This window comes from Paraprevotella sp. (assembly GCF_986071375.1).
In genome coordinates this window covers 133,424-155,857 of sequence record NZ_CFQRNQ010000006.1, presented here as the reverse complement: position 1 = coordinate 155,857, position 22,434 = coordinate 133,424, and the positions used below count along the sequence as shown (strand labels likewise).

The window sequence follows — 22,434 nt, the reverse complement described above, 5'->3', positions numbered from 1 at the left end:
AGGGAGAGGGAGTGGCCACGGTTGAATCTTCGCCCACGATGCGTCTGCTTTTCTCTTCCCAAACTAGCATCCTGCCGGTGTTCAGGAATATCAGGTGAAAGGGGCCTGCCTGCATGACTTCTTTGACACGAATGCCTCGGGATTTTTCTTCGGCTCGTGGTTCGTAGACCTGTTCGGCCGGGTTTTTCCAGTCATACCGATAGAGTTTTCCGCTTTCGGTGATTATCCAAGCGTTCCGGTCGTGGTCAAGAATGAAGTCATTGAAAACTTCGGTCAGACGGGCTGCCTCGAAGCGTTCTTTGATATCGTGGCAGAAACGTCCGGTACGGGTATTGATGAGATAGAGACGGTAAAAGTCTTTGGCCCACAGCAGCCCGTTGCCACCGTCATAGCTTGTGCATATATTGTGCATTCCCAAGGGGACAGTGTAGGTCAAGTCGCAGACGAGCGGCTCGAAACTGTTGCCGTTGTACACATTGAACATGCCCTCGGTGCAGACCAATATCTTGCCGTCTTCCATTTGTGTAAGGAAGCGTACCTGATTATTGAAAAGTCCGTTTCCGGTATCCAACAGCCTGAATCTTTCCGTTGAGGAAGATGACCGGTATGGCAGGGACAGCAGAGAGGTGGTTATGATAAGGAACCAGAAGTTTTTCATCTTTTGACATTAGGTTGGAAACAGGAAGCAAAGATAATAAAATGGAAGAAAAGAAAAACGGTTTTGGCCAGATTTGTGTTTCGGGAATATCGGGTTTATGTATAAAATGTTGTTTTTATATGCATGATATGTTGTAACTGGTGTTTTGCAACGCTTGGCACAGTGTTTTGCGACGCTTTATGCAGTAGTGTTTTGCACACACCCGTTACATTTGCGAAGTCCTAATGAAAAACCGTGAGAACATGGAAGAAAGATTTGACTTTGCAGATTTTTATGAGTGCCACTATCGGCAGGCTCTGCGATATGCTTCGATGTATGTCTTTAATAATGAAGACGCACGTGACATCGTAAGCGACGTTTTGCTGCGTTTCTTGGAACAAAAGGGAAAGCTGAACCGCGAAAGGAATATAGTCGGTCTGTTTTTCTCTATGATTCATAACAAGTGTATGGATTATCTTCGCCGCAGGTCGCGCTTCAAACAAATAGAAAACAAGTTGAAGCAGACGGCAGACCGTTTTTCGGATAGTGAGTTCGAGGCGTTGTGCCATAAGGAACTATTTCGTATCATCGGTGAGACATTATCCAACATGCCGGCTTTGCAGCAGGAGGTGTTTCTGGATGTCCACATGGAAGGGCAGACTTACCTCGAAGTGGCAGAGGCCAGGAATATCACTAAACGCGTGGTGGAATATCAGTTGCGTAAGGCCGAAAGGGCTGTCGGTTGCAGTTTACAGCGGATGTACGGTTAGAATGGATTCTTTTAATAGGTTTTTTCATATATTATTTAAGTTAATAATTAAAGGGAACTGGGCAGTGATGCCCGGTTCCCTTTGTTTATGTTTCGGATTTTGTTTTGTTATTTGATACCTCTTTGGTTGAGGGCTTTCGAGTATTTGGCAGCGTTAGCCAGATGTTCGCGGTAGGTGCGTGCAAAGTTGTGTGTACCGGAAAAGTCCTCTTTGGCGCACATATACAGGTAGTCGTGCTTGACATGGTTCAATACGGCATCGATACCGACGATGGAAGGGATACGGATGGGGCCGGGAGGCAAGCCGATGTTCCGGTAAGTGTTGTAGGGGCTTTCTACGTTCAGGTGGTTATGGTAAATTCTTCGGAGGGAGAAATCGCGCAGGGCAAACTTGACCGTCGGGTCGGCTTGCAGGGGCATGCCGGTACGCAGACGGTTGATATACATGCCGGCTACCATGGGTTTTTCGGCATTGTTGGCCGTTTCTTCGTCCACAATGGAGGCCAAGGTGACGACCTCGTTCGGTGTCAATCCGGCTGCTTCCGCCCGGCGAAGCCTTTCTTCGTTCCAGAATGTGGTGTTTTCTTTCTGCATGCGTTTCATGAAATCCTCCAGACTTGTATTCCAATATACTTCATACGTGTTGGGGATGAACAGACAAGCAATCGTCGCGGTGTCATAGCCGTACTGGCGGCAAAAGGTGGAGTCTGCAAAGTGTTGCGCCACGACGGCAGAGTCCATCATGAGTTTTTTTCCTAATGCGCCGGCCAGACGCTCCATCGTCCGTACGTTGGGAATAGTCAACCGGACGGGTGTCTGGCGTCCCTGCTTCAGTCGGCGGAATACGCTGAACATGTTATCTTCCGGTTCCACGGCGTAGCATCCGCTTTTCACGGTGTAGCCGCTTAGTGCGGATAGCACGGGGAAACCGGAAGAGATGCCCGGACGGGCTGTGTTTTTGATTTTGACCCGTACGGAATCCGGTGTATCGTCTGTATCTATATAAAGGTATACAGTATTTTCGATGCCGAATGTGGCATGGAAGAATGTCAGGTAAGTCCATAGTCCCAACAAGACCACGATGATGCCGGCAGCTGGAATTCCCCATTTTTTGAATGCTTCTTTCTTTTCCATGATGAAATTCTGTTTCTTAATCGTGCAAAGTTAACCAAAAAAGGAAGGGTTTTCAAAAAAGATATGTATATTTGCAACGATTTAATCTCATTTTAATATCATGAAGGTAAGAAAGCTAATGATGAGTGCGGCCCTGATGGCCGTTTTGCCGCTTGCGGCGCAGAAAGATTCACAAGTCCGATTGTTTCCCGATCAGGCCAAACAATCCATTCCCAAAGAAATCTACGGTCAGTTTGCCGAACACCTCGGAACGTGTATTTACGGTGGATTATGGGTGGGCGAGAATTCAACTATTCCCAATACGGGCGGTTACCGGAACGATGTGCTTCAGGCCTTGAAGGACCTGAAGATACCCGTGTTGCGTTGGCCGGGAGGTTGTTTTGCCGATGAATATCATTGGATGGACGGTATCGGCCCCAAAGAGAATCGTCCGCGTATGGTGAACAACAACTGGGGTGGCACCGTGGAGGACAACAGTTTCGGTACACATGAATTCCTGAACTTGTGCGAGCTGTTGGAGTGCGAGCCGTATGTGTCCATGAATGTGGGGAGCGGCACGGTGCAGGAGACGGCGCAGTGGGTGGAATACATGACGGCCGAGGACGGCCCGATGGCCAAGTTGCGCAAGCAGAACGGTCGCGAGAAGCCGTGGCGTGTGAAATACATCGGTGTGGGCAATGAAAGTTGGGGATGCGGCGGTAACATGCGTCCGGAATATTATGCCGACCTGTATCGCCGCTACCAGACTTATTGTCGTAACTATAACGGAAACCGTTTGTTCAAGATAGCTAGCGGGTCGGGGGAATATGATTTGCATTGGACGGAAACGATGATGAAGCAGGCGCGTAACCAGATGGACGGCCTTTCGCTCCATTATTATACCGTGGCCGGATGGTCGGGTAGTAAAGGTTCGGCTACGGACTTCACTCCGGAAGATTATTATTGGACGATGGGCAAGTGCCTTGACATTGAGAACTGCATCAAGGAACATTCGGCCGTCATGGACAAGTATGACCCTAAAAAGCGCGTGGCTCTGATGGTGGACGAGTGGGGGACATGGTGGGATGAAGAACCCGGAACCGTCCGTGGGCATTTGTACCAACAGAATACGATGCGTGATGCTTTCGTGGCTGCCCTTTCGCTGAACGTGTTTCACAAGTACACCGACCGTATCAAGATGGCCAATATCGCGCAGATAGCCAATGTGTTGCAAAGCATGATTCTGACAAAGGACGACAAGATGGTGCTGACGCCTTCCTATTATGTATTCCAGATGTACAACGTGCATCAGGACGCTACTTACTTGCCGGTAGAGGTGCAGTGCGAGAACAAGCAAGTGCGTGCACGCATGGGGCAGGACGGCGAGCAGCGCACGCTGCCGATGCTTGGTGCCACGGCTTCCAAGGCGCAGGACGGTGCGGTGCATATTTCGCTGTCCAACGTGGATTTGGAGAACTCCAACGAAGTCACTGTCGATTTGTCCGACTTAGGCATGAAATCCGTTGCAGGACGCATATTGACCTGTAAGGCCATCACGGACAAGAACACCTTTGAGCAGCCCGACGTGGTGAAGCCTGCGGACTTCAAGGGGGCGAAACTGAAAAACGGAAAGTTGACTGTGAAGATGCCACCGATGAGTATTGTGGCGTTGGAGTTGTGGTAATTTATTTTGGATTTATTTCTATTCTCCTCGTATTCATCTGTCATGGTGGATGCGGGGAGGTTTTGTGATAAAGTCAAACAGCATGGATATTTGGAGCAAGAAAAAGCGTTCTGCCGTCATGGCGAGGATACGGAGCCGGGATACGAAACCCGAGTGGATTGTCCGCCGTTACCTCTTCTCGCGCGGTTACCGTTACCGTAAGAACGTGAAGGGCTTGCCCGGCACGCCGGATATCGTGCTGCGCAAGTATGGCATTGTGATTTTCATACACGGGTGCTTTTGGCACGGGCACGAGGTGGACGGGCATCTGCCGCATTCCAATATCGACTTTTGGAGGAAGAAGATAGAGCGCAACAAGCAGCGTGACGCTCGTGACAAGGAAGCGTTGAAACAGATGGGCTGGCGGGTAATGACGGTTTGGGAGTGCCAGTTGAAACCGGCAGTGAGGAAGCAGACGTTGTTGGAAATAGAGTACCATATCAACCACACATTCTTGGAGCGGTTCGAACTGAAAACGCCAAGGCTTTATGATATGGGCGGGCATGAAGAAGCCTCTGGCATGGTAGCCGAAGGTGATGTGGAATATGGGAAGAAGTGATTTTTGACGACTTTGAAAATATTAATAAATTCATGCGATTTTGCCGGTTTCAATTTCTGATTTGAGGAATTGGAATATATAGACGGCACCTTGATAATATAAGCCGTACTCTGGCTCGTTGAGTTTGGCAAATGTGGTAGAGGAATACAATTCGTCAAGGGCGCGACGAATGTCCCAACCATATTCAGACATAAGCATTTCGGTCAGTTCTGCGGCAAGGCATTCTATCTGAAACTGTATATCTTGTGTCATAGCTCGATGTGTTTTAGAATTTCTATGGCGCGGTGAGTGCCAAAAAAGTATTGAACAGCATGATTTCCCTTAAATTTCAGTTCCTCAACAAGTGCGGCTGCTGAAAGATAGCCCATCATGTAACGTCGTATCTGAACGCCAACTGTATCGTCAGCAATCGGGCCGATTACAATGTCGTATGAATGTGCTGGTATATCTGAGGCATTCTTGCGGTTCATCACCACAAATTCAGCCCATTCTTCTGAATAGTCTGTAAACACTTTGATGTGAAGCCCCGCTTTGTCAGCCTTAGTCTCATCAAAATCAAAACACGACAATGGGGGCTGTCCTTCATTCATAAAGCGTGCGGTGCGTATAGCCATTTCCATAGCTTGGTCGGGATTGGCGTTGAGATAGAAGCCTTGCCCGAAATCCTTGCCTCGTTTACTTCGGGAGAGGTCAATTTGTTCAATGGCCATGTTTGAGCCATGATAGAGTCTAATCATATCCGTCCCCCTTTCCGGCTACAGAGTACTTGGAGGTCAGAGACCGCATCGTCAATGGATAGGGTGTGTTCGGCGGCATAGCAATCAAGAAGAAAATCTATGCCGGTAAAACGGCGCAAATAAGCGTAGGCTTGTGGGTTGGAGAGCTTAAATCGTTGGGCAAATGCCCCGACACATGCCACCACAAACTCAATTCTATCAAATGTTTCTTTCTTGTCCATAGAATGCTTTGATGTCTGGTACAAAGTTACGAATAAAACTCGAAAACACATCCTTTTTATTAAATTACTTGACTCTATTTTTTTACAAAAGGATGAACGATTTGTTCACTTTTCATATAGTACTTTGCAATACCCCTTCTGGATGTTTTACTTTAAACGTATTATACATGGTATTTACGCTTTCCGGTAAAGTGGCCGTTCAGCAGAAAGCAAACAACCAGACGGAAGAGATTACGCTCGAATGAGGTTTTTATATCGTCAAGGTCGGCAACGGCTCTTACAAGACAGTCGTGAAATAAGGTTTCCTACCCTTTGTGGAAGTTGACGAAAGGAAAGTCCCTTGTGACGTCCTGTACGTCATGAGGGACTTTTTGGATAACAAAACGTCAAAAAACGAAGCGGATGGCGGCTGTGAAAAGCAGCGATTTGGACGTGCGGATATACAAAACGATGTATATTTATACGGCTTTTGGCATTTCTGATGCATAAAAACCGTATAAACCGGAATCGCTTTCAGCCAAGCAATTTTTCGTTTGGAGCAGTATGCAAAATTTTCTTCCGCATGAAAATCCTGGGTTCTCCTCATGTGGCCGGATTTTACGGAGCCGGGCGAAGACGGAACGTGCTTTAAGTATCCTTTTTTCGTCTGTTTGGTGGTTTTTGGTCTACGAAATTTTCATGCAGAAAGAAACCTGATGCTTGTTTTTGTTGACAGGAAGGAAAGAAATAACCTTGTATTGTGGTCTCCCGTGTGACATTGTGAAATGGAAGAAGCCTGCCGGGCTGTCATTATGCTAAAACACCGGCAGGCGAGAATCGTTTGTTTTCGTCGAAGCCCCGTTCCGTGTCCGAATAAAGCATTCTCGGAAGGGTGGGGCTGTCGATTTGACAACTTGCCCTATTTCAGTTTCTTGCCGTCGGAGAAGGCTTTTCCAACGGTCTGGCCGAGACCGGCGTAGTTGTGGTGGACGGGGTCGAAGACAATCAGCCCCATCTTCTCCATGTCCGGTTTGCCATCATTGGCGAGGTATTTTTCATCAGCAAGGATGTTCACGACCTCCGCGACGATGTAATATCCGGTGTCCGATTCATGTATTTTTTCTTTAATCCGGCACTCGAATGTCATCGGGAAGTCGGTGAAGACCGGGGCGTCGACGTTTTCCGACCGTACGGCCGTCCATCCCGTTTTTTCCATCTTTTGCGGGTTGTTCTTTGCGCTGACGATGCCCACGTAGTCGGCCGCTGTCATGGTGGCTTGGGTGGCAAAGGCCACTGTGAAGTCCCCTTGGCGGTTCAGGTTTTCGGTGGTGGCATGCTTGCCCATTGAAATCATGATTTCTTTCATGTCCCATTGTCCGCCCCAGGCCGCGTTCATGGCGTTGGGCCGTCCTTGTTCGTCGTAAGTGCCGATAATCAGCACGGGTTGTGGCAACAGCCACGGTTGAGGTTTAAAACTTTTCATATTTCGTCTTCTTGCATGAGTTTGTTGTATATTTCTGCATCTTCTTCGCGGAAACAGCATAGCACGACTTCGCCTTTGTATGCCCCATTCTGGATGTGCTTCTTGATAGTATCCCAAGCTATTTTTGCGGCAGCCGCGTGCGGATAACCGTACACACCGGTGCTGATGCAAGGAAAGGCGATGCTTTTCAGGTGGTGGGCCTCGGCCATTTGCAAGGCGGTGGCGTAGCAGGATGCCAGCAACTCGGCCTCGTGGTGCCCTCCGCCGTGCCATACGGGTCCGACGGTATGGATGATTTTCTTGCAGGGCAGCCTGTACGCCCCGGTCATCTTGCTCTCACCGGTCCGGCAGCCGCCCAACGTGCGGCATTCTTCCAACAATTCTTTGCCCGCAGCGCGGTGTATGGCCCCGTCCACGCCCCCGCCTCCCAACAGGGAACAGTTCGCGGCGTTTACTATGGCATCCACTTGCAGTTGTGTGATGTCGCCCACGATTATTTTTATCCGGTCTTTCATGTTTCGTTACGTATGGTTTGTTGCAATGCTCCAAAAATAGTGAAAGGCAGGCGCAGAGGCAAACGGGAAACAAAGTTTCCCTGGTTGGGCTATGCCGTGCCGCATCCTATTTTCGTGAAAACAAAAATAGTCAAAATATCCGGGAAAGGAAGTATGTTTTTGGGAAAGATTGCAAAATATTTGCGATGGGATATTTTTTTGCATGAAGCATGGTTTAGGCGGTAGTGGAGGCCGTTTTATCGATATTCTCCTATTTTTTGACGGGTTTGTTCTACTGTTTGAAGCGTGGAATCGTTAATTTTGCACTTCATTACGTTAAATATAAGAACAAAAGAAAAGAAACACGAAAATGAGAGTGGGAAAATACTTTTTAGGTCTGGCCGCTTGTTTGTATGCAGCGGCGGCAGATGCGGAACGCGTACCGATGAAACTGTGGTATGACGAGCCGGCTAAAGTGTGGATGACATCGGCCTTGCCGGTCGGTAACGGGGGAATCGGGGCTATGTTCTTCGGGGGTGTGGCCAAGGAACGGTTGCAGTTCAACGACAAGACGTTGTGGGCCGGCAGTACGACCCGGCGTGGGGCATACCAGAACATGGGCGACTTGTTTTTCGAGTTCGATACGCCGGAAACTTGCACCAATTACCGTCGGGAACTTTCCTTGGACGATGCCATAGGACGTGTGTCTTATACGATTGACGGAGTGGACTACCTGCGCGAATATTTTGCCAGTAATCCGGACAGCGTGATTGTGGTGCGGCTGACGACGCCCGGACATAAAGGCAAACTGAACTTCTCCCTGCGGATGCAGGACGGACGGCAGGGGACGACCCGGGTGGACGGCCATACGATGACCATCAAAGGCACGTTGGATTTGTTGTCCTACGAGGCACAGGCTCGCTTGCAGGCCGACGGCGGCATGGTGGAGACGAAATCCGACCGGTTGGAGGTGAAAGGGGCGGATGCGGTGACGGTCGTGCTGACCGGTGCGACCAATTTCGACCTCGCTTCGCCGACGTACACGCACGGAGATGCGGACGAGATACACCGACGGGTATCGGCCCGGATGGACAAGGCTGCGCGGAAGTCTTACAAGAAGTTGAAAGCGGCGCATTTGGCGGACTACCAGCCTCTCTTTGCCCGTGTGGAGTTGGATTTGGATGCGGAGCAGCCGGATTATACGACGGACGTGCTCGTGCGTGAGCATAAAGACAATGCTTACCTCGACATGCTTTATTTCCAGTATGGGCGTTACCTCATGCTCGGCTCTTCGCGCGGAGGCCAGTTGCCCAGTAACCTGCAGGGGTTGTGGAACAACGTGAACAATCCTGCATGGGAGTGCGACTACCATAGCAATATCAACGTGCAGATGAATTATTGGCCTGCCGAAGTGGCCAACCTTTCGGAATGCTATGCCCCGTTCATCACCTACGTGTCTACCGAGGCTTTGAAGGACGGAGGCTCGTGGCAACAAGTGGCACGGAAAGAGAATTGTCGCGGATGGGCCGTACACACGCAGAACAATATCTTCGGTTATACGGACTGGTTGATTAACCGTCCGGCCAATGCCTGGTATTGCACTCACCTGTGGCAACATTATGCTTATACTTTAGATAAGGAATATTTGCGCGACACGGCCTGGCCCGTCATGAAGGTGACTTGCCAGTATTGGTTCGACCGCTTGAAGGAAAATACAGAAGGACGGTTGGTGGCTCCCAACGAATGGTCGCCCGAACACGGGCCTTGGGAAGACGGCGTGGCCTACGCCCAACAGTTGGTGTACGCCTTGTTCGAGGAAACATTGGCTGCAGCCGGTGTGTTGGCTGTCGATGATGCTTTCGTATCGGAACTGAAAGAGAAATTCTCCCGTCTGGACAACGGCCTGCATATCGGTTCGTGGGGGCAAATCAAGGAATGGACCATACAGGAGGATAAACAAGGAGACCATCAGCGACACTTGTCCCATTTGATGGCCTTGTACCCCTGCGACCAGATTTCTTACCTGAAGGACAAACGTTATGCCGAGGCGGCCAAAGTGGCTTTGGATTCACGGGGCGACGGTGCCACGGGATGGAGCCGGGCTTGGAAAGTGGCTTGTTGGGCACGCTTGTGGGATGGCGAACGGGCTTACCGTTTGTTGAAACAGGCGCAAAATATTACGGACGTGACGGTGGTGAGCATGGACGACAATGCAGGAGGTGTGTATGAGAACCTGTTCTGTGCCCATCCTTCGTTCCAGATAGACGGAAATTTCGGAGCCACGGCCGGTATCGCCGAGATGATGTTGCAGAACACCGTGAAGGGCGTGCATCTGTTGCCTGCTTTGCCTTCGGCGTGGGATGACGGGCATTTCAAAGGTCTGAAGGCAAAAGGAGGTTTTGTTTTCGACGTGGCGTGGAAAGACGGGAAGATGGTGGAAGGCCGGGTGTATTCAGCTGCCGGACAGGAATGCCGGATGTACCTGCCGGATGCCAAACTTGTCGAGGTGAAGAAGTCGAAAGGCGGCAAGGTGGCTTTTACGCAGGAGGCCGATGGCGCAGTGGTATTTCCTACATCGGCCGGGAAGAGTTACCGTCTTCGTTTTGAATAAAGATATAGCCCTAAAAAACGTGCTACTCCGCCGCCTTTTCATGGAAAAAGGCGGCGGAGCTGCGTTTGTTCATTACTTTTTTTGAATACTTTATCGGAAAAAGATGCTTCTTTCTTTTATTTTCGTTACCTTTGTGCCTATCTAATATCAAAATTGTATGAAAATAACACTTTTGCAACAAGATATTTCATGGGGGAATCCGGAAACTAATGTGAGGAATGCCGAGCAGGCGATGGAGGCTTGTCCCGGGTCGGATGTATATGTGTTACCCGAAATGTTCTCCACCGGGTTCTGTACGCAACCCGAAGGACTGGCCGAACCGGCGGACAGTGATACGCTGCGCTGGATGCGCCGCTATGCCGCAGGGCACGATTGTGCCGTGGCCGGTAGCGTGGCCGTACAGGAAGGCGGAAAGTATTATAATCGTTTCTATTTCGTAAGTCCGGACGGGGCGGTCCGTTCGTATGACAAAAAGCATTTGTTCACGTACGGTGGAGAGCACTATCGTTTTACAGCCGGGCGGGAACGTGTGGTCGTGGAGTTCCGGGGTGTACGAATCCTGCTCCAGATTTGCTACGATTTACGTTTTCCCGTATGGGCGCGCAACCGGAAGGACTACGACGTGGCGCTCTATGTGGCCAGTTGGCCTACGCCGCGTGTGGAAGCCTGGTTGGCCTTGCTACGGGCAAGGGCCATCGAAAACCAGTGCTATGTGGCGGGGGTGAACCGTGTGGGGACGGATCCGTCTTGCGAGTATTGCGGAGGCACGTTGGTGATAGACCCTTACGGACGTACGGTAGCGGCCTGTGAGCAGGGCCGGGTAGATGCCGTGACGGTGGAGGTGGATATGGACAGCCTGGCCGAATTTCGCCGCAAATTTCCGGTATTGGATGATGCCGATGATTTTACATTGAATATTTAAACTCAGTAGATATAAAGATATGGAAAAGAAACTTTTGTTAGGTGATGAGGCCATAGCTCTCGGGGCTATCCATGCGGGCATTCGCGGAGTATACGCTTATCCGGGGACACCGAGCACGGAAATCACCGAATATATCCAACGGCACCCGTTGGCGCGTGCGCGAGGCTTGCACAGCACGTGGTGTACGAATGAGAAGACAGCTGTAGAAGCGGCTTTGGGGGCATCCTACGCCGGTGCGCGTGTGATAGCCTGCATGAAGCACGTGGGGCTGAACGTGGCGGCCGATGCTTTTGTCAACGCTGCCATTACGGGCGTGAACGGCGGCATGATCGTGGTTGTGGCGGACGACCCTTCCATGCACTCTTCACAGAATGAACAGGACTCCCGTTTCTACGGTAAGTTTTCCATGATAACGACCTTGGAACCGTCTACTCAACAAGAGGCGTACGACATGATGCAATACGGCTTCGAACTTTCCGAACGGGAGAAGTTGCCGGTGCTGATGCGTATCGTGATGCGTTTGGCGCACTCCCGTGCCGCTGTGACGGTGAAGGAAGAAGCCGAAGAGGTGAGGGCGTTGCCCTGTGCGAAGGATCCGGCCAGTTGGGTGCTCCTTCCTGCCAATTCGCGCCGGAAATATGCCGCATTGGTGGAACAGCAACCGTGTCTGGAACAGGCTGCGGCCGAAGCTCCTTACACGCGTTACGAACAGGCTTCGGGAGAGAAACCGGTGGGCATATTGGCCTGCGGTATAGGATATAACTATGTGACGGAGGTACGCGAGGCGGCGGAGAAGTTCAACATTCTTAAAATCACCCAATATCCTTTGCCCGCTGACTTGGTGCGGCGCTTGGCTGCCGACAGTCGTGAGATTCTGGTGGTGGAAGACGGCCATCCTTTTGCCGAAGAACTCGTGAGGGGGATGCTGTCCGCAGACTATCCCGTACGAGGTCGTCTGACGGGCGACTTGCCGCGTACGGGGGAACTGACGCCGGACAGCGTGGCAGCGGCTATGGGACACCGGCCGGAGCGTTACTTCGATGCCCCGAAGAATGTGGTGGGACGCCCGCCTGCCTTATGTCAGGGATGCGGCCACCGCGATGTGTACACGGCTTTGAACGAAGTGGTAAAGGAATATCCCGATGCACGCGTGTTTGCCGACATCGGTTGTTATACATTAGGTGCTTTGCCGCCTTTCCGTGCCATAGACACTTGCCTCGACATGGGGGCTTCCATTACGATGGCTAAAGGGGCGGCCGATGCCGGTGTGTTTCCGGCCATCGCAGTCATCGGCGATTCCACGTTTACCCATTCGGGGATGACGGGATTGTTGGATGCCGTGAACGACAAGGCGCAGATTACCGTCATCATATCGGACAACCTGACTACGGCGATGACCGGCGGGCAAGACTCTGCCGGTACGAACAAGTTCGAGGCGATTTGCCTGGGGCTTGGGGTGGAGCCGGAACATGTGCGTGTAGTGGTGCCGTTGCCTAAGAACATGGACGAGATTACGCGTATTCTTCGTGAAGAGATAGAGTACAAAGGGGTGTCGGTCATCATCCCGCGCCGGGAGTGCATACAGACCTTGAACAGAAAGTTGAAACAGAAAAGAGCAGAAAAGAAAGCATGAAACAAGATATAATTCTTTCGGGCGTGGGAGGACAAGGCATCCTTTCCATTGCCACCATCATCGGTGAGGCTGCCACGCAGGCAGGGTTGACCTTGAAACAGGCTGAGGTGCACGGCATGAGCCAGCGCGGAGGCGACGTGCAGTCCAACTTGCGTTTGTCCGACGGGGAGATTGCTTCCGATTTGATTGCGGTAGGAACTGCCGACATGATTCTCTCGTTGGAGCCGATGGAGGCTTTGCGGTATATACCTTATTTAAATAAGGAGGGTTGGGTGATTACCTCTTCTTCCCCGTTCAAAAACATTCCCAATTATCCCGAAGACGAGGCTTTGATGGCCGAATTGAGGGCATTGCCCCATGTCGTCATGGTGGATGTGGACGCATTGGCCAAGGAACATTCCATGCCGAAGTGCGCCAATGTGATGCTGTTGGGGGCTGCGGCCCGTTACCTGAACATCCTGTCTGTGGAGGAGTTGCGTGAAAGTATCGCCCGTGTGTTCGGGACAAAAGGGGAGGCTGTAGTGGAAATGAACCGCCGGGCTTTCGATTTGGGGCATGCGGCTTCGGACTTAAAGTAAGCGGATATGGGACATCAGGTTTTTAGTGAAGAGTTGGTGGCATCTGTAGTAAAGGAGTTGCAGATTGCCGACCTCGCCCATGCCACCATCGGCGAGGTGCTGTTGGTGGCTTCCCGGTTGGAACAACAGACGGGGATTCCATTCATCCGAATGGATCAAGGTTCGCCGGGCCTGCCTGCCAATCGTGTCGGCGTGGAAGCGGAGAAGGCCGCTTTGGACCGTGGAGTGGGGGCGCAGTATCCTGCAGCCGACGGGATTCCAGAACTGAAGCGCGAAGCTTCGCGCTTCGTGAAGGCTTTTGTCGATATAGACATCTCGCCACGGGCTTGCATTCCGACGACTGGTTCGGTGGCTGCCTCGTTCGGGGCATTCGTCATTACCACACAGTGCGTGCCGGGAAAAGACAAGGTGCTGTTCATCGACCCGGGATTCCCCATCCAGAAATCCCAGTTGCGCATCATCGGGGCGAAGTGGGAACAGTTCGACATCTACCATTACCGGGGAGAGGCGTTGAGGGAGAAGCTGGAGAGTTATCTGAAACAGGGCGACATCGCGGCTATCGTTTACTCCAATCCGAACAATCCGGCATGGATTTGCTTGGAGGACAGCGAACTGGCGATTATCGGTGAGTTGTCCACCCGTTACGGGGTTATCGTATTGGAAGACATGGCTTATTTCTGTATGGACTTCCGTCAGGACTTGGGCCAACCTTGGAAGGCACCTTATCCGCCTACGGTGGCCCGCTATACGGACAATTACATCCTTATGCTGTCTTCCTCCAAAATCTTCAGCTATGCCGGTCAGCGGATGGCCGTGGCTTGTGTGTCCGACAAATTGTTCGACACGCATTATCCGGCGTTGGCCGAGCGTTACGGCGACTCCGGCGTGTTCGGGCAGACTTTCGTGGCTTCGGTGCTGTATATGATAACTTCCGGCTGTACGGCATCCACGCAGTATGGCTATGCCGAAATGCTGCGTGCGGCCACGGACGGCGAATTGGATTTTGCAGCCGACGTGCGTGAATATGCCCGGCGGGCCGAACGGATGAAGAAGATATTCACCGACAACGGGTTCCACATCGTGTATGACTACGATGTGACGCGGCCGGTGGGTGACGGTTTTTTCTTTACCGTGGGTTATGGCCGGATGAGTGGTGGCGAATTGTTGCGCGAGCTGTTATATTATGGAGTGAGCAGTATCTCGTTGGAGACAACTGGTAGCGGTCAGCCCGGCGTGCGGGCGTGTACGTCTCGTATGCGTGAGGAACTTTATTCGGTCATGGAGGAGCGGATGAAGGCTTTCCGTTTGGATCATCCTTTAAATTAGACGAAATGGAAAACATGATTTGGAACAAGAATAAAGAGTGCATGAGTCGTGAGGAATTGCGTGACTTGCAGGGGAAACGGCTGCACAAGTTGGTGGATTTGGTATATCATAACACGCCTTTCTACCGGGCTAAGATGCAGGAAATGGATTTGCTTCCGGATGATATCCGTACGATAGACGATATTGTGAAGTTGCCTTTTACGACCAAGGCGGATTTGCGTGATAATTATCCGGTGGGCCTGTTGGCTACGCCCATGTCCGAGATAGTCCGTATCCATGCCTCCTCCGGTACGACGGGTAATCCCACCATCGTAGGTTATACTTATCGTGATCTGGAGATTTGGAAAGAAGTGATAGCACGTGCGTTGACGGCCTATGGCGTGACGCGTGGAGACATCGTTTCCGTGGGATATGGCTACGGGTTGTTTACGGGCGGACTGGGTGCCCATTATGGCGTGGAGCATCTGGGGGCTACCGTATTGCCTACTTCTACCGGGAATACGGAGAAACATATCCGTCTGTTGAGAGACCTTGGAGTGACGGGTATTGCCTGTACGCCTTCCTATGCCCTGTATCTGGCTGAGGCGTTGCATAAGCAAGGGCTTTCGGCCGACGATTTAAAGTTGCGCATCGGCGCGTTCGGGGCGGAGCCGTGGACGGAGAACATGCGCCGCGAGATAGAAGAACGTTTGGGCGTTCAGGCCTACAACATTTACGGATTGAGTGAAATCATGGGGCCGGGCGTAGCTTACGAGTGCGGCTGCAAGAACGGTTCGCATATCGCGGAAGACCATTTCTATCCGGAAATCATCCATCCGGAAACCGGCGAGGTACTGCCGCTCGGGCAAGAAGGGGAGTTGGTGCTGACTACGCTGACGAAGACCGGAATGCCGCTGTTGCGCTACCGTACGAAAGACCTGACGACATTGATGCCCGGCACGTGCGAATGCGGACGTACCAGTGTACGCTTTACGCGTATCCTCGGACGGAGCGACGATATGCTGATCATACGCGGCATTAACGTGTTCCCCTCGCAGGTGGAAAACGTGATTCTGGAGATGCCGGAATTTGCGCCCCGTTACATGTTGGTGGTAGACCGCAAAAACAACATGGATATGTTGGAGGTGCAGGTGGAGTTGCGTCCGGACAATTTCTCAGACGATTTGGGCGGTATGTTGGCTTTGAAGAAACGTTTGGCCGAACGTCTGAAAAGCGTGCTTTCCATCAGTGCGGAAGTGAAATTGGTGGAACCCAACAGCCTGCCGAGGAGCGAAGGGAAAAGTACGCGAGTGATAGATAAACGTGTGTTGGCTTAATTCAAAAACGAAAGAGTATGACTATCAAACAATTATCCGTTTTCTTGGAAAACAAAAGCGGGAGAATCAACGAAGTGACCAAAGCTTTGGGCGAACAAGGTATCAACATGCACGCTTTCAGTATGGCGGAGACTACGGATTTCGGTATCCTTCGTTTGATTGTGTCCGACGTAGACAAGGCGGTAGAAGTATTGCGTGCGAAAGATTTCGCAGTGATTCTGACCGATGTGGTTTGCATCAGTTGTCCGAACGTGGCCGGTGCGCTGTCTAAGATTTTGGAGAAGTTGGCCGAGCATCAGATTTTTATCGAGTATATGTATGCCTTTGCCCAGGGAGACCGGGCGAATATCGTTATCCGGCCGAGCAATCTGTCCGAGTGCCTGAAACAGCTCTCTGAGGAAGACTGCCATATTTTAGGCGGCCAACAGCTTTAGAGGTAAGCTAAGGAATAGAAAGATTAAAGAAACCCAAGTAGGATTGTCGCGTGGAAAGGCAACCATCTTTCATGTAATTGAGACGATGGTTGCTTTTGTCTTATAGTAGCAATTCTGGAATTTGATAATAAAAAAGGAAGAAAATATAAATTATTTTCTTCCTTTTTCCTTTGAGCCGACACGGGGACTCGAACCCCGGACCCTTTCATTACGAATGAAATGCTCTACCAACTGAGCCATGTCGGCTTTTGATTTCGCGTGCAAAGGTAGGATATATTTTTTAAATACAAAAATAAAACCGGATTTTTTTCAGGGTAAGATGAAAAAAAACTATCTTTGCTCTTATTAATACCTATATTAAATGAAGAAAACGCTGTGGTTAATCCTTTTTATATCTTGTGTCACTGGGCTTATGGCCGGTCGGCGACCGGATAGGAAGCTTATGATAGAGCAGATGGTTTTGGTGAACGAACGTTTTATGGCTCAGCACCCTGTGGCGGGGGATTCCATACGGATAAACGGTGTTCGTCCCTCTAATATTTGGACGCGCAGTGTGTATATGGAGGGACTGTTGGCTTTGAACGAAGTTGCTCCACAGCCTCGCTATGTGGAATATGCCATGGATTGGGCTGTGGCGAATTTGTGGGGATTCCGTGGAGGTTCGCATACACGTAATGCCGACAACCAATGTTGCGCGCAGGTTTATATTGATTTGTATCGCCTGCATGAAGATGCCCAGGTTTTGGGGAATACGGAACGTATGCTCAATAACGTGGTGAACAGTACGGAACGAGGGGATTGGTCGTGGATAGACGCCTTGCAAATGGCCATGCCCGTCTATGCCAAAATGGGCGTAGTCAAGCAGGATATCCGTTATTTCCGTACGATGAGAGAACTGTATGGCTATACGCGCGACTGTGCCGGACAGGTCGGACTGTTTAATACGATAGACGGTTTGTGGTGGCGTGACGCCGATTTTATTCCGCCTTATAAGGAGCCGAACGGGAAGAGTTGCTACTGGAGCCGTGGGAATGGTTGGGTCATGGCAGCGTTGGCACGTACGATAGACGAGATGGAACGGGCGGAGGATTTGTTTGTCGGAGGCGAGAAGCTGGAGATTGCGGACATCAAGAAATTGCTGACGGATGATTTCCTTGCCATGGCTTTCTCAGTGAAGAAATGCCAGCGGGGCGATGGTTTCTGGAATTGCAGCCTGACCGATGAATTTCATTACGGAGGTCCGGAAACAACCGGTACTGCGCTGTTCCTGTATGGTATGGCATGGGGAATGCGCAACGGGGTCTTGTCGGACGAAGTTTTTGGAGAGCCTGCATTAAAGGCATGGAATGCGTTGATGCACGACGCGGTGCATCCGGACGGATTTCTGGGATACGTGCAAGGGACCGGTAAGGAACCGAAAGACGGTCAGCCGGTAGGATATGACAGCAAGCCGGATTTCGAGGATTTTGCCATCGGTTGTTATTTGTTGGCCGGTGCCGAGATGATAAAGTTTTTAACTCAATAATATAATCGTTTTATTAACCTAATTTTCATGAACAAACATCACATTTGGGCATCGGCTTTTGCCATGCTCGCTTTGACTTACGGTGGGAAGCTGTCCGCACAGGGTCGTTTGGACTTGGCGGGACAGTGGGAGTTTCAAATCGACAGGGCTGATAAGGGAACAGCTGATAAGTGGTACGACCGACCTTTGGAAGACCGTATCTTGTTACCCGGCAGTATGCCGCAACGTTTGAAGGGCGACAGGCCGTCGGTGGAAACGCAGTGGACAGGGTCACTCTACGACAGTTCCTATTTTTATAACCCTTACATGGAGAAATACCGTCGGGAAGAGAACTTCAAGTTGCCGTTTTTCCTGACGCCCAACCGCCACTATGTGGGGACGGCCTGGTACCGAAGGATGGTGGAAGTACCGGCTGATTGGAAGAACCGTCGTGTCGTATTGTATCTTGAGCGTCCGCATATCGAGACGGAATTGTGGGTCAACGGAAAGAAAGTCGGGGGCGACAACAGCTTGTGCGTGCCTCATTGTTATGACGTGACTGATTTTGTCAAAAGCGGGGAAAACGCCTTGGCGTTGCGCGTCAGCAACCGTATCGACGGCGTTTGTGTAGGAGCGGACTCGCATAGCGTGACCGACCAGACACAGGGAAACTGGAACGGTGTGGTGGGACGTATGGAAATGCGGAGCACGCCTCTTCTGTATGCCGAAGACATACAGGTTTATCCGAACATACATGACCGTACGGCCACCGTGCGGATACGTTTGAAGCTACATCGCGGCAAAGGACGTCCTGATGCCGAGGTCAAGTTGTCGGCCAAGAGTTTCAATACCGATGTGGTGCACGAGATACCGGTTGTGTCCCGCCGGGTGAAGCTGAAAAAAGGACAGGCGGAAGTAGAGGTCGTGTTGGACATGGGCGAGAAAATGCAGTTGTGGGATGAATTCAATCCGGCATTGTATGAATTGACGGCAGAAGTCTCCTCTGAGTACGGGACGGACAAACAGACCCGTGCTTTCGGGATGCGTGAGTTCAAGATAGACGGGAAGATGTTTTATGTGAACGGTCGGCTCATCCAGTTGCGCGGCACGGTGGAGAACTGCGATTTCCCATTGACAGGATACGCCCCAATGGACGAGGAGTCGTGGGAACGGGTGTTCCGCATTTGCCGGAGCTATGGGCTGAACCACATGCGTTTCCATTCTTTCTGTCCGCCCGAAGCCGCCTTTGCGGCGGCCGACCGTATGGGATTCTATTTGCAGCCCGAAGGACCGAGCTGGCCGAACCACGGGGTGAAGCTGGGGAACGGAATGTACATCGACCGTTATTTGATGGAAGAAACACAGCGCATGAACAAGGCGTATGGCAATTATGCTTCGTTTTGCATGATGGCCTGCGGCAACGAACCGGCGGGCAACTGGGTGGCTTGGGTGAGCGATTTCGTGGACTATTGGAAGAAGACGGACAGCCGTCATGTATACACCGGCGCGTCGGTCGGAGGCGGTTGGGCTTGGCAGCCTAAGAGCATGTACCATGTGAAAGCCGGTGTGCGCGGGTTGGACGAATGGCGCCGCCGTGCACCGGAGAGCATGTCCGACTTCCGTGCGAAAATCGACACGGTGAGTGTGCCTTTTGTCTCCCACGAGACCGGACAATGGTGCGTATTCCCTAATTTCGATGAAATCAGTAAGTACACGGGGGTGAACAAAGCCAAAAACTTCGAGATATTCCGCGACATACTGAACGACAATCACATGGGCGGGATGGCGCACAAGTTCATGATGGCTTCCGGTAAGCTGCAAACCCTATGCTACAAACATGAGATTGAACGGACCTTGCGTACACCGGATTATGCGGGATTCCAATTGTTGGCCCTGAACGACTACTCCGGGCAGGGTACGGCCTTGGTGGGATTGACGGATGTCTTTTTTGACGAAAAGGAATACTGTTCACCGGAAGACTTCCGTGAATTCTGTTCGCCGACGGTGCTGTTGGCGCGCATTCCCAAGTTCACCTATTGGAACCGGGACGCTTTTACGGCGGCGGTCGAGGTGGCCCATTATGGCAAAGCGGCGATTCGTGACGCAGAAGTGTCTTACCGCATCTGCGACAAGTACGGGAAAACGTATACGGAAGGGACTTTGTACAACGGTGATGTGGCTTTGGGCAACAACATCGGTTTGGGCAGCGTGATGGTTTCTTTGGATAAGATAGATGTGCCTCGGCAAATGGTGTTCGAGGTGATGCTGAAGGGGACGTATGACCTCGATGGCCGCAAGGAAGAAGTGCGCAGCAGGAACCATTGGGACTTTTGGGTGTATCCTCAGACGACGTTGGATGATTTGGCCTGCATGGACACCGGCGACGTGTACATCACGGACACGTTGGACAAACAGGCCGAAGAAGTGTTGAAGGCAGGAGGCAAGGTGTTGGTGGCGGCAGCCGGAAAGATTACTTATGGAAAGGACATCGTGCAACAGTTCACGCCCGTGTTCTGGAACACGAGTTGGTTCAAGATGCGTCCGCCCCACACCACCGGGCTTTACATCGAAAGCAACCATCCGCTCTTCCGGAACTTCCCCACGGATTACTACAGCGACATGCAGTGGTGGGACTTGGTGAACCGCAAACAGGTCATGCAGTTTACGGAATTTCCGGCTGATTTCCAACCGATCGTACAGAGCATCGACACGTGGTTCCTGAGCCGCAAGATCGGTATGCTGTTTGAAGCCAACGTGGCGGGCGGACGGCTGATGATGACTACCATGCCGTTGGATGCGGACAGCGGGGTACCCGTTATCGCCCAGATGCGCAAAGCCGTCATCGCTTACATGCAGTCGGACGATTTCCGCCCGCAATACACGGTGGATTTGCAGCACGTCAAAGACCTTTTCACCAAAGAAGCTCCCAAGGTGAACATGTACACCAACGATTCGCCCGATGAGTTGAAACCGAAACTTAATGCCAAGAAATGATGCGACATCACTTTATTATATTAGGCCTATGGGCATGCGGCACGGGATTTTCCGTGTTGCATGCTGCCGATGGTGGTTACCTGTTGCAACTGACTTCGGACAAGCGTGTACCGGTGCAACGTCTGTTGGGGGAGGGCGATACGTCGTCTGCCGCACCGTTGACCGAACACCGGCTGTCTCCCGAAGACCGTTATACGCCGGAGAAAGGGTACGGCTATGACCTGCTCGCCTCGCCGGACGAAAGCGGAGACCGGCCTTATTATGTCTCCGTACAGGTACCCGACGGGAACTATCGCGTCACGGTGCTTTTGGGCAACCGCAAGGAGGCGGGCGTTACCACGGTACGGGCGGAGTCGCGCCGCTTGTTTTTGGAAAGCGTGCCGACGAAGAAAGGGGAGTTCCGCACGTTTACTTTCACAGTCAACAAACGTACACCGAAAATCTCCGATACCGAGGCGGTGCGTATCAAACCGCGTGAACGATCCAAGCTGAACTGGGATGACAAGCTTACGATTGAAGTCAACGGTGACCGTCCGCAGTGTGCGGCCATCCGGATTGAACCGGACCACTGTGTCCCGACCCTGTTCCTGACTGGAAACTCTACCGTGGTGGACCAGGACGAAGAGCCGTGGGCCAGTTGGGGACAGATGATTCCCCGTTTCTTTGATGCGGAAGTATGCTTTGCCAATTATGCGGAGAGCGGCGAATGTGCCGACACTTTCATCCGTGCCGGACGATTGAAGAAAGCCTTGTCGCAAATGAAACCGGGCGACTACATGTTCATGGAGTTCGGGCACAACGACCAGAAACAAAATGGGCCGGGAAGGGGAGCTTATTATTCCTTCGCCACAAGCCTGAAAACGTTCATTGACGAAGTCCGGCAGCGTGGCGGACATCCTGTGTTGGTGACCCCGACCTGCCGTCGGGCTTTCAAGGACGGGAAGATACGGTCCACACACGCCGACTATCCCGATGCCGTGCATTGGGTGGCCGAACGGGAGCAGGTGCCTTTGATAGATTTGCAGGAAATGACGCGCGTCCTGTTTGAGGCTTTGGGCGAGGAAGGAAGCAAAAGGGCTTTCGTGCATTATCCGGCCGGTACTTATCCGGGGCAGGCCAAAGCTTTGGCCGACAACACCCATTTCAATCCTTACGGGGCATACCAGATAGCGCGGTGTGTTGTCGAAGGAATGAAACAAGCCTGTCTGCCTTTTGTAGACCACCTTCGCGAAGACGTGCAGCCTTTCCGGCCTTCCGTGCCGGATAGTCCGGATGCGTTCCACTGGGACGAAAGCCTCTTTGTGGAGATGCAGGAACCCGATGGCAACTGACCTGTCCTTTGGATACGTGATTGTTGATTTCTTTTATCTTTTGCCTATATTTGGTTTTCAGAGAGTTAAG

Annotated in this window: 19 protein-coding genes, 1 tRNA gene and 1 pseudogene; 13 read left to right on the top strand and 8 right to left on the bottom strand. The window is 51.6% G+C overall.

Going from position 1 to position 22,434, the window contains the following annotated elements; translation table 11 throughout:
• Positions 1 to 658, bottom strand: a pseudogene (locus AC5RDV_RS05190) (hybrid sensor histidine kinase/response regulator); the annotation flags it as partial.
• A 242-nt stretch (positions 659 to 900) separates the two neighbouring features.
• On the opposite strand from AC5RDV_RS05190, the gene AC5RDV_RS05185 reads away from it, so the two are divergent.
• On the top strand, positions 901 to 1,407 hold the full coding sequence (locus tag AC5RDV_RS05185; RefSeq protein WP_232038343.1) for a sigma-70 family RNA polymerase sigma factor: 507 nt from the start codon (positions 901 to 903) through the stop codon (positions 1,405 to 1,407).
• A gap of 107 nt (positions 1,408 to 1,514) precedes the next feature.
• Here the strand turns inward: AC5RDV_RS05185 and mltG are convergent, their stop codons facing one another.
• Positions 1,515 to 2,540: an endolytic transglycosylase MltG gene (gene mltG / locus AC5RDV_RS05180; RefSeq protein ID WP_282747117.1), complete on the bottom strand. Its 1,026-nt coding sequence runs from the start codon at positions 2,538 to 2,540 to the stop codon at positions 1,515 to 1,517.
• A gap of 121 nt (positions 2,541 to 2,661) precedes the next feature.
• On the opposite strand from mltG, the gene AC5RDV_RS05175 reads away from it, so the two are divergent.
• Complete coding sequence (locus tag AC5RDV_RS05175) at positions 2,662 to 4,203, top strand: alpha-N-arabinofuranosidase (RefSeq protein ID WP_172604758.1); 1,542 nt, start codon at positions 2,662 to 2,664, stop codon at positions 4,201 to 4,203.
• A gap of 82 nt (positions 4,204 to 4,285) precedes the next feature.
• Positions 4,286 to 4,801 carry a very short patch repair endonuclease gene (locus AC5RDV_RS05170; protein ID WP_040603163.1) on the top strand — a complete coding sequence of 172 codons (516 nt, stop codon included), beginning with the start codon at positions 4,286 to 4,288 and terminating at the stop codon, positions 4,799 to 4,801.
• 30 nt (positions 4,802 to 4,831) lie between these two features.
• Here AC5RDV_RS05170 and AC5RDV_RS05165 read toward each other — a convergent pair whose 3' ends face one another.
• The 5 genes from AC5RDV_RS05165 to AC5RDV_RS05145 form a co-directional block, all read right to left on the bottom strand.
• Complete coding sequence (locus tag AC5RDV_RS05165) at positions 4,832 to 5,053, bottom strand: hypothetical protein (RefSeq protein WP_008629583.1); 222 nt, start codon at positions 5,051 to 5,053, stop codon at positions 4,832 to 4,834.
• Positions 5,050 to 5,538, bottom strand: a complete 489-nt coding sequence (locus AC5RDV_RS05160; RefSeq protein WP_282747119.1) for a DUF3990 domain-containing protein — start codon at positions 5,536 to 5,538, stop codon at positions 5,050 to 5,052. Before AC5RDV_RS05160 ends, AC5RDV_RS05165 begins: the two co-directional genes overlap by 4 nt.
• Positions 5,535 to 5,759, bottom strand: a complete 225-nt coding sequence (locus AC5RDV_RS05155; RefSeq protein ID WP_008629580.1) for a DUF3791 domain-containing protein — start codon at positions 5,757 to 5,759, stop codon at positions 5,535 to 5,537. Before AC5RDV_RS05155 ends, AC5RDV_RS05160 begins: the two co-directional genes overlap by 4 nt.
• A gap of 898 nt (positions 5,760 to 6,657) precedes the next feature.
• Entirely contained in the window at positions 6,658 to 7,221 is a 564-nt protein-coding gene (locus AC5RDV_RS05150; RefSeq protein ID WP_008629572.1) for a flavin reductase family protein, read from the bottom strand.
• Positions 7,218 to 7,736, bottom strand: a complete 519-nt coding sequence (locus tag AC5RDV_RS05145; protein ID WP_008629570.1) for an O-acetyl-ADP-ribose deacetylase — start codon at positions 7,734 to 7,736, stop codon at positions 7,218 to 7,220. The genes AC5RDV_RS05150 and AC5RDV_RS05145 overlap by 4 nt, the downstream gene beginning before the upstream one ends.
• Before the next feature lie 349 nt (positions 7,737 to 8,085).
• Here AC5RDV_RS05145 and AC5RDV_RS05140 point away from each other — a divergent pair, with 349 nt between their 5' ends.
• The 7 genes from AC5RDV_RS05140 (at position 8,086) to AC5RDV_RS05110 (ending at position 16,535) form a co-directional block, all read left to right on the top strand.
• Positions 8,086 to 10,326: a glycoside hydrolase family 95 protein gene (locus tag AC5RDV_RS05140; RefSeq protein WP_282747121.1), complete on the top strand. Its 2,241-nt coding sequence runs from the start codon at positions 8,086 to 8,088 to the stop codon at positions 10,324 to 10,326.
• A 157-nt stretch (positions 10,327 to 10,483) separates the two neighbouring features.
• Positions 10,484 to 11,248 carry an amidohydrolase gene (locus AC5RDV_RS05135; protein ID WP_008629562.1) on the top strand — a complete coding sequence of 255 codons (765 nt, stop codon included), beginning with the start codon at positions 10,484 to 10,486 and terminating at the stop codon, positions 11,246 to 11,248.
• 19 nt (positions 11,249 to 11,267) lie between these two features.
• Positions 11,268 to 12,881 (top strand): thiamine pyrophosphate-dependent enzyme, encoded by a 1,614-nt coding sequence (locus AC5RDV_RS05130; protein ID WP_282747123.1) that lies wholly within the window; start codon positions 11,268 to 11,270, stop codon positions 12,879 to 12,881.
• Positions 12,878 to 13,459, top strand: a complete 582-nt coding sequence (locus AC5RDV_RS05125; RefSeq protein ID WP_008629557.1) for an indolepyruvate oxidoreductase subunit beta — start codon at positions 12,878 to 12,880, stop codon at positions 13,457 to 13,459. The genes AC5RDV_RS05130 and AC5RDV_RS05125 overlap by 4 nt, the downstream gene beginning before the upstream one ends.
• A gap of 6 nt (positions 13,460 to 13,465) precedes the next feature.
• Positions 13,466 to 14,785, top strand: a complete 1,320-nt coding sequence (locus tag AC5RDV_RS05120) for a pyridoxal phosphate-dependent aminotransferase (RefSeq protein ID WP_282747125.1) — start codon at positions 13,466 to 13,468, stop codon at positions 14,783 to 14,785.
• Between the two features lie 14 nt (positions 14,786 to 14,799).
• A complete protein-coding gene (locus AC5RDV_RS05115; protein WP_276786400.1) occupies positions 14,800 to 16,101 on the top strand; it encodes a phenylacetate--CoA ligase family protein in 1,302 nt (433 codons plus the stop codon).
• A 17-nt stretch (positions 16,102 to 16,118) separates the two neighbouring features.
• On the top strand, positions 16,119 to 16,535 hold the full coding sequence (locus tag AC5RDV_RS05110; RefSeq protein ID WP_008629551.1) for an ACT domain-containing protein: 417 nt from the start codon (positions 16,119 to 16,121) through the stop codon (positions 16,533 to 16,535).
• 173 nt (positions 16,536 to 16,708) lie between these two features.
• Here the strand turns inward: AC5RDV_RS05110 and AC5RDV_RS05105 are convergent.
• A tRNA-Thr gene (locus tag AC5RDV_RS05105) sits at positions 16,709 to 16,781 on the bottom strand.
• A 115-nt stretch (positions 16,782 to 16,896) separates the two neighbouring features.
• Between AC5RDV_RS05105 and AC5RDV_RS05100 the strand changes: the two genes are divergently transcribed.
• The 3 genes from AC5RDV_RS05100 to AC5RDV_RS05090 are packed head-to-tail and all read left to right on the top strand — an operon-like array spanning position 16,897 to position 22,364.
• The gene (locus tag AC5RDV_RS05100) at positions 16,897 to 18,060 is read left to right on the top strand and encodes a glycoside hydrolase family 88/105 protein (RefSeq protein ID WP_282747126.1); all 1,164 of its coding nucleotides are present in this window, start codon (positions 16,897 to 16,899) and stop codon (positions 18,058 to 18,060) included.
• Positions 18,061 to 18,087: 27 nt separating this feature from the next.
• Positions 18,088 to 21,033: a DUF8487 domain-containing protein gene (locus AC5RDV_RS05095; protein ID WP_428387699.1), complete on the top strand. Its 2,946-nt coding sequence runs from the start codon at positions 18,088 to 18,090 to the stop codon at positions 21,031 to 21,033.
• A complete protein-coding gene (locus AC5RDV_RS05090; RefSeq protein ID WP_282747127.1) occupies positions 21,030 to 22,364 on the top strand; it encodes a rhamnogalacturonan acetylesterase in 1,335 nt (444 codons plus the stop codon). The genes AC5RDV_RS05095 and AC5RDV_RS05090 overlap by 4 nt, the downstream gene beginning before the upstream one ends.
• The last annotated feature ends 70 nt before the right edge of the window (positions 22,365 to 22,434 follow it).

Bases quoted from the DNA above. Each gene is read 5' to 3' on its own strand.
- AC5RDV_RS05155 (WP_008629580.1), bottom strand. From the start codon at position 5,759: ATGGACAAGAAAGAAACATTTGATAGAATTGAGTTTGTGGTGGCATGT.
- AC5RDV_RS05175 (WP_172604758.1), top strand. From the start codon at position 2,662: ATGAGTGCGGCCCTGATGGCCGTTTTGCCGCTTGCGGCGCAGAAAGAT.
- AC5RDV_RS05120 (WP_282747125.1), top strand. From the start codon at position 13,466: ATGGGACATCAGGTTTTTAGTGAAGAGTTGGTGGCATCTGTAGTAAAG.
- mltG (WP_282747117.1), bottom strand. From the start codon at position 2,540: ATGGAAAAGAAAGAAGCATTCAAAAAATGGGGAATTCCAGCTGCCGGC.
- AC5RDV_RS05150 (WP_008629572.1), bottom strand. From the start codon at position 7,221: ATGAAAAGTTTTAAACCTCAACCGTGGCTGTTGCCACAACCCGTGCTG.
- AC5RDV_RS05165 (WP_008629583.1), bottom strand. From the start codon at position 5,053: ATGACACAAGATATACAGTTTCAGATAGAATGCCTTGCCGCAGAACTG.
- AC5RDV_RS05160 (WP_282747119.1), bottom strand. From the start codon at position 5,538: ATGATTAGACTCTATCATGGCTCAAACATGGCCATTGAACAAATTGAC.
- AC5RDV_RS05135 (WP_008629562.1), top strand. From the start codon at position 10,484: ATGAAAATAACACTTTTGCAACAAGATATTTCATGGGGGAATCCGGAA.
- AC5RDV_RS05110 (WP_008629551.1), top strand. From the start codon at position 16,119: ATGACTATCAAACAATTATCCGTTTTCTTGGAAAACAAAAGCGGGAGA.
- AC5RDV_RS05140 (WP_282747121.1), top strand. From the start codon at position 8,086: ATGAGAGTGGGAAAATACTTTTTAGGTCTGGCCGCTTGTTTGTATGCA.
- AC5RDV_RS05100 (WP_282747126.1), top strand. From the start codon at position 16,897: ATGAAGAAAACGCTGTGGTTAATCCTTTTTATATCTTGTGTCACTGGG.
- AC5RDV_RS05125 (WP_008629557.1), top strand. From the start codon at position 12,878: ATGAAACAAGATATAATTCTTTCGGGCGTGGGAGGACAAGGCATCCTT.
- AC5RDV_RS05170 (WP_040603163.1), top strand. From the start codon at position 4,286: ATGGATATTTGGAGCAAGAAAAAGCGTTCTGCCGTCATGGCGAGGATA.
- AC5RDV_RS05130 (WP_282747123.1), top strand. From the start codon at position 11,268: ATGGAAAAGAAACTTTTGTTAGGTGATGAGGCCATAGCTCTCGGGGCT.
- AC5RDV_RS05185 (WP_232038343.1), top strand. From the start codon at position 901: ATGGAAGAAAGATTTGACTTTGCAGATTTTTATGAGTGCCACTATCGG.
- AC5RDV_RS05090 (WP_282747127.1), top strand. From the start codon at position 21,030: ATGATGCGACATCACTTTATTATATTAGGCCTATGGGCATGCGGCACG.
- AC5RDV_RS05095 (WP_428387699.1), top strand. From the start codon at position 18,088: ATGAACAAACATCACATTTGGGCATCGGCTTTTGCCATGCTCGCTTTG.
- AC5RDV_RS05145 (WP_008629570.1), bottom strand. From the start codon at position 7,736: ATGAAAGACCGGATAAAAATAATCGTGGGCGACATCACACAACTGCAA.
- AC5RDV_RS05115 (WP_276786400.1), top strand. From the start codon at position 14,800: ATGATTTGGAACAAGAATAAAGAGTGCATGAGTCGTGAGGAATTGCGT.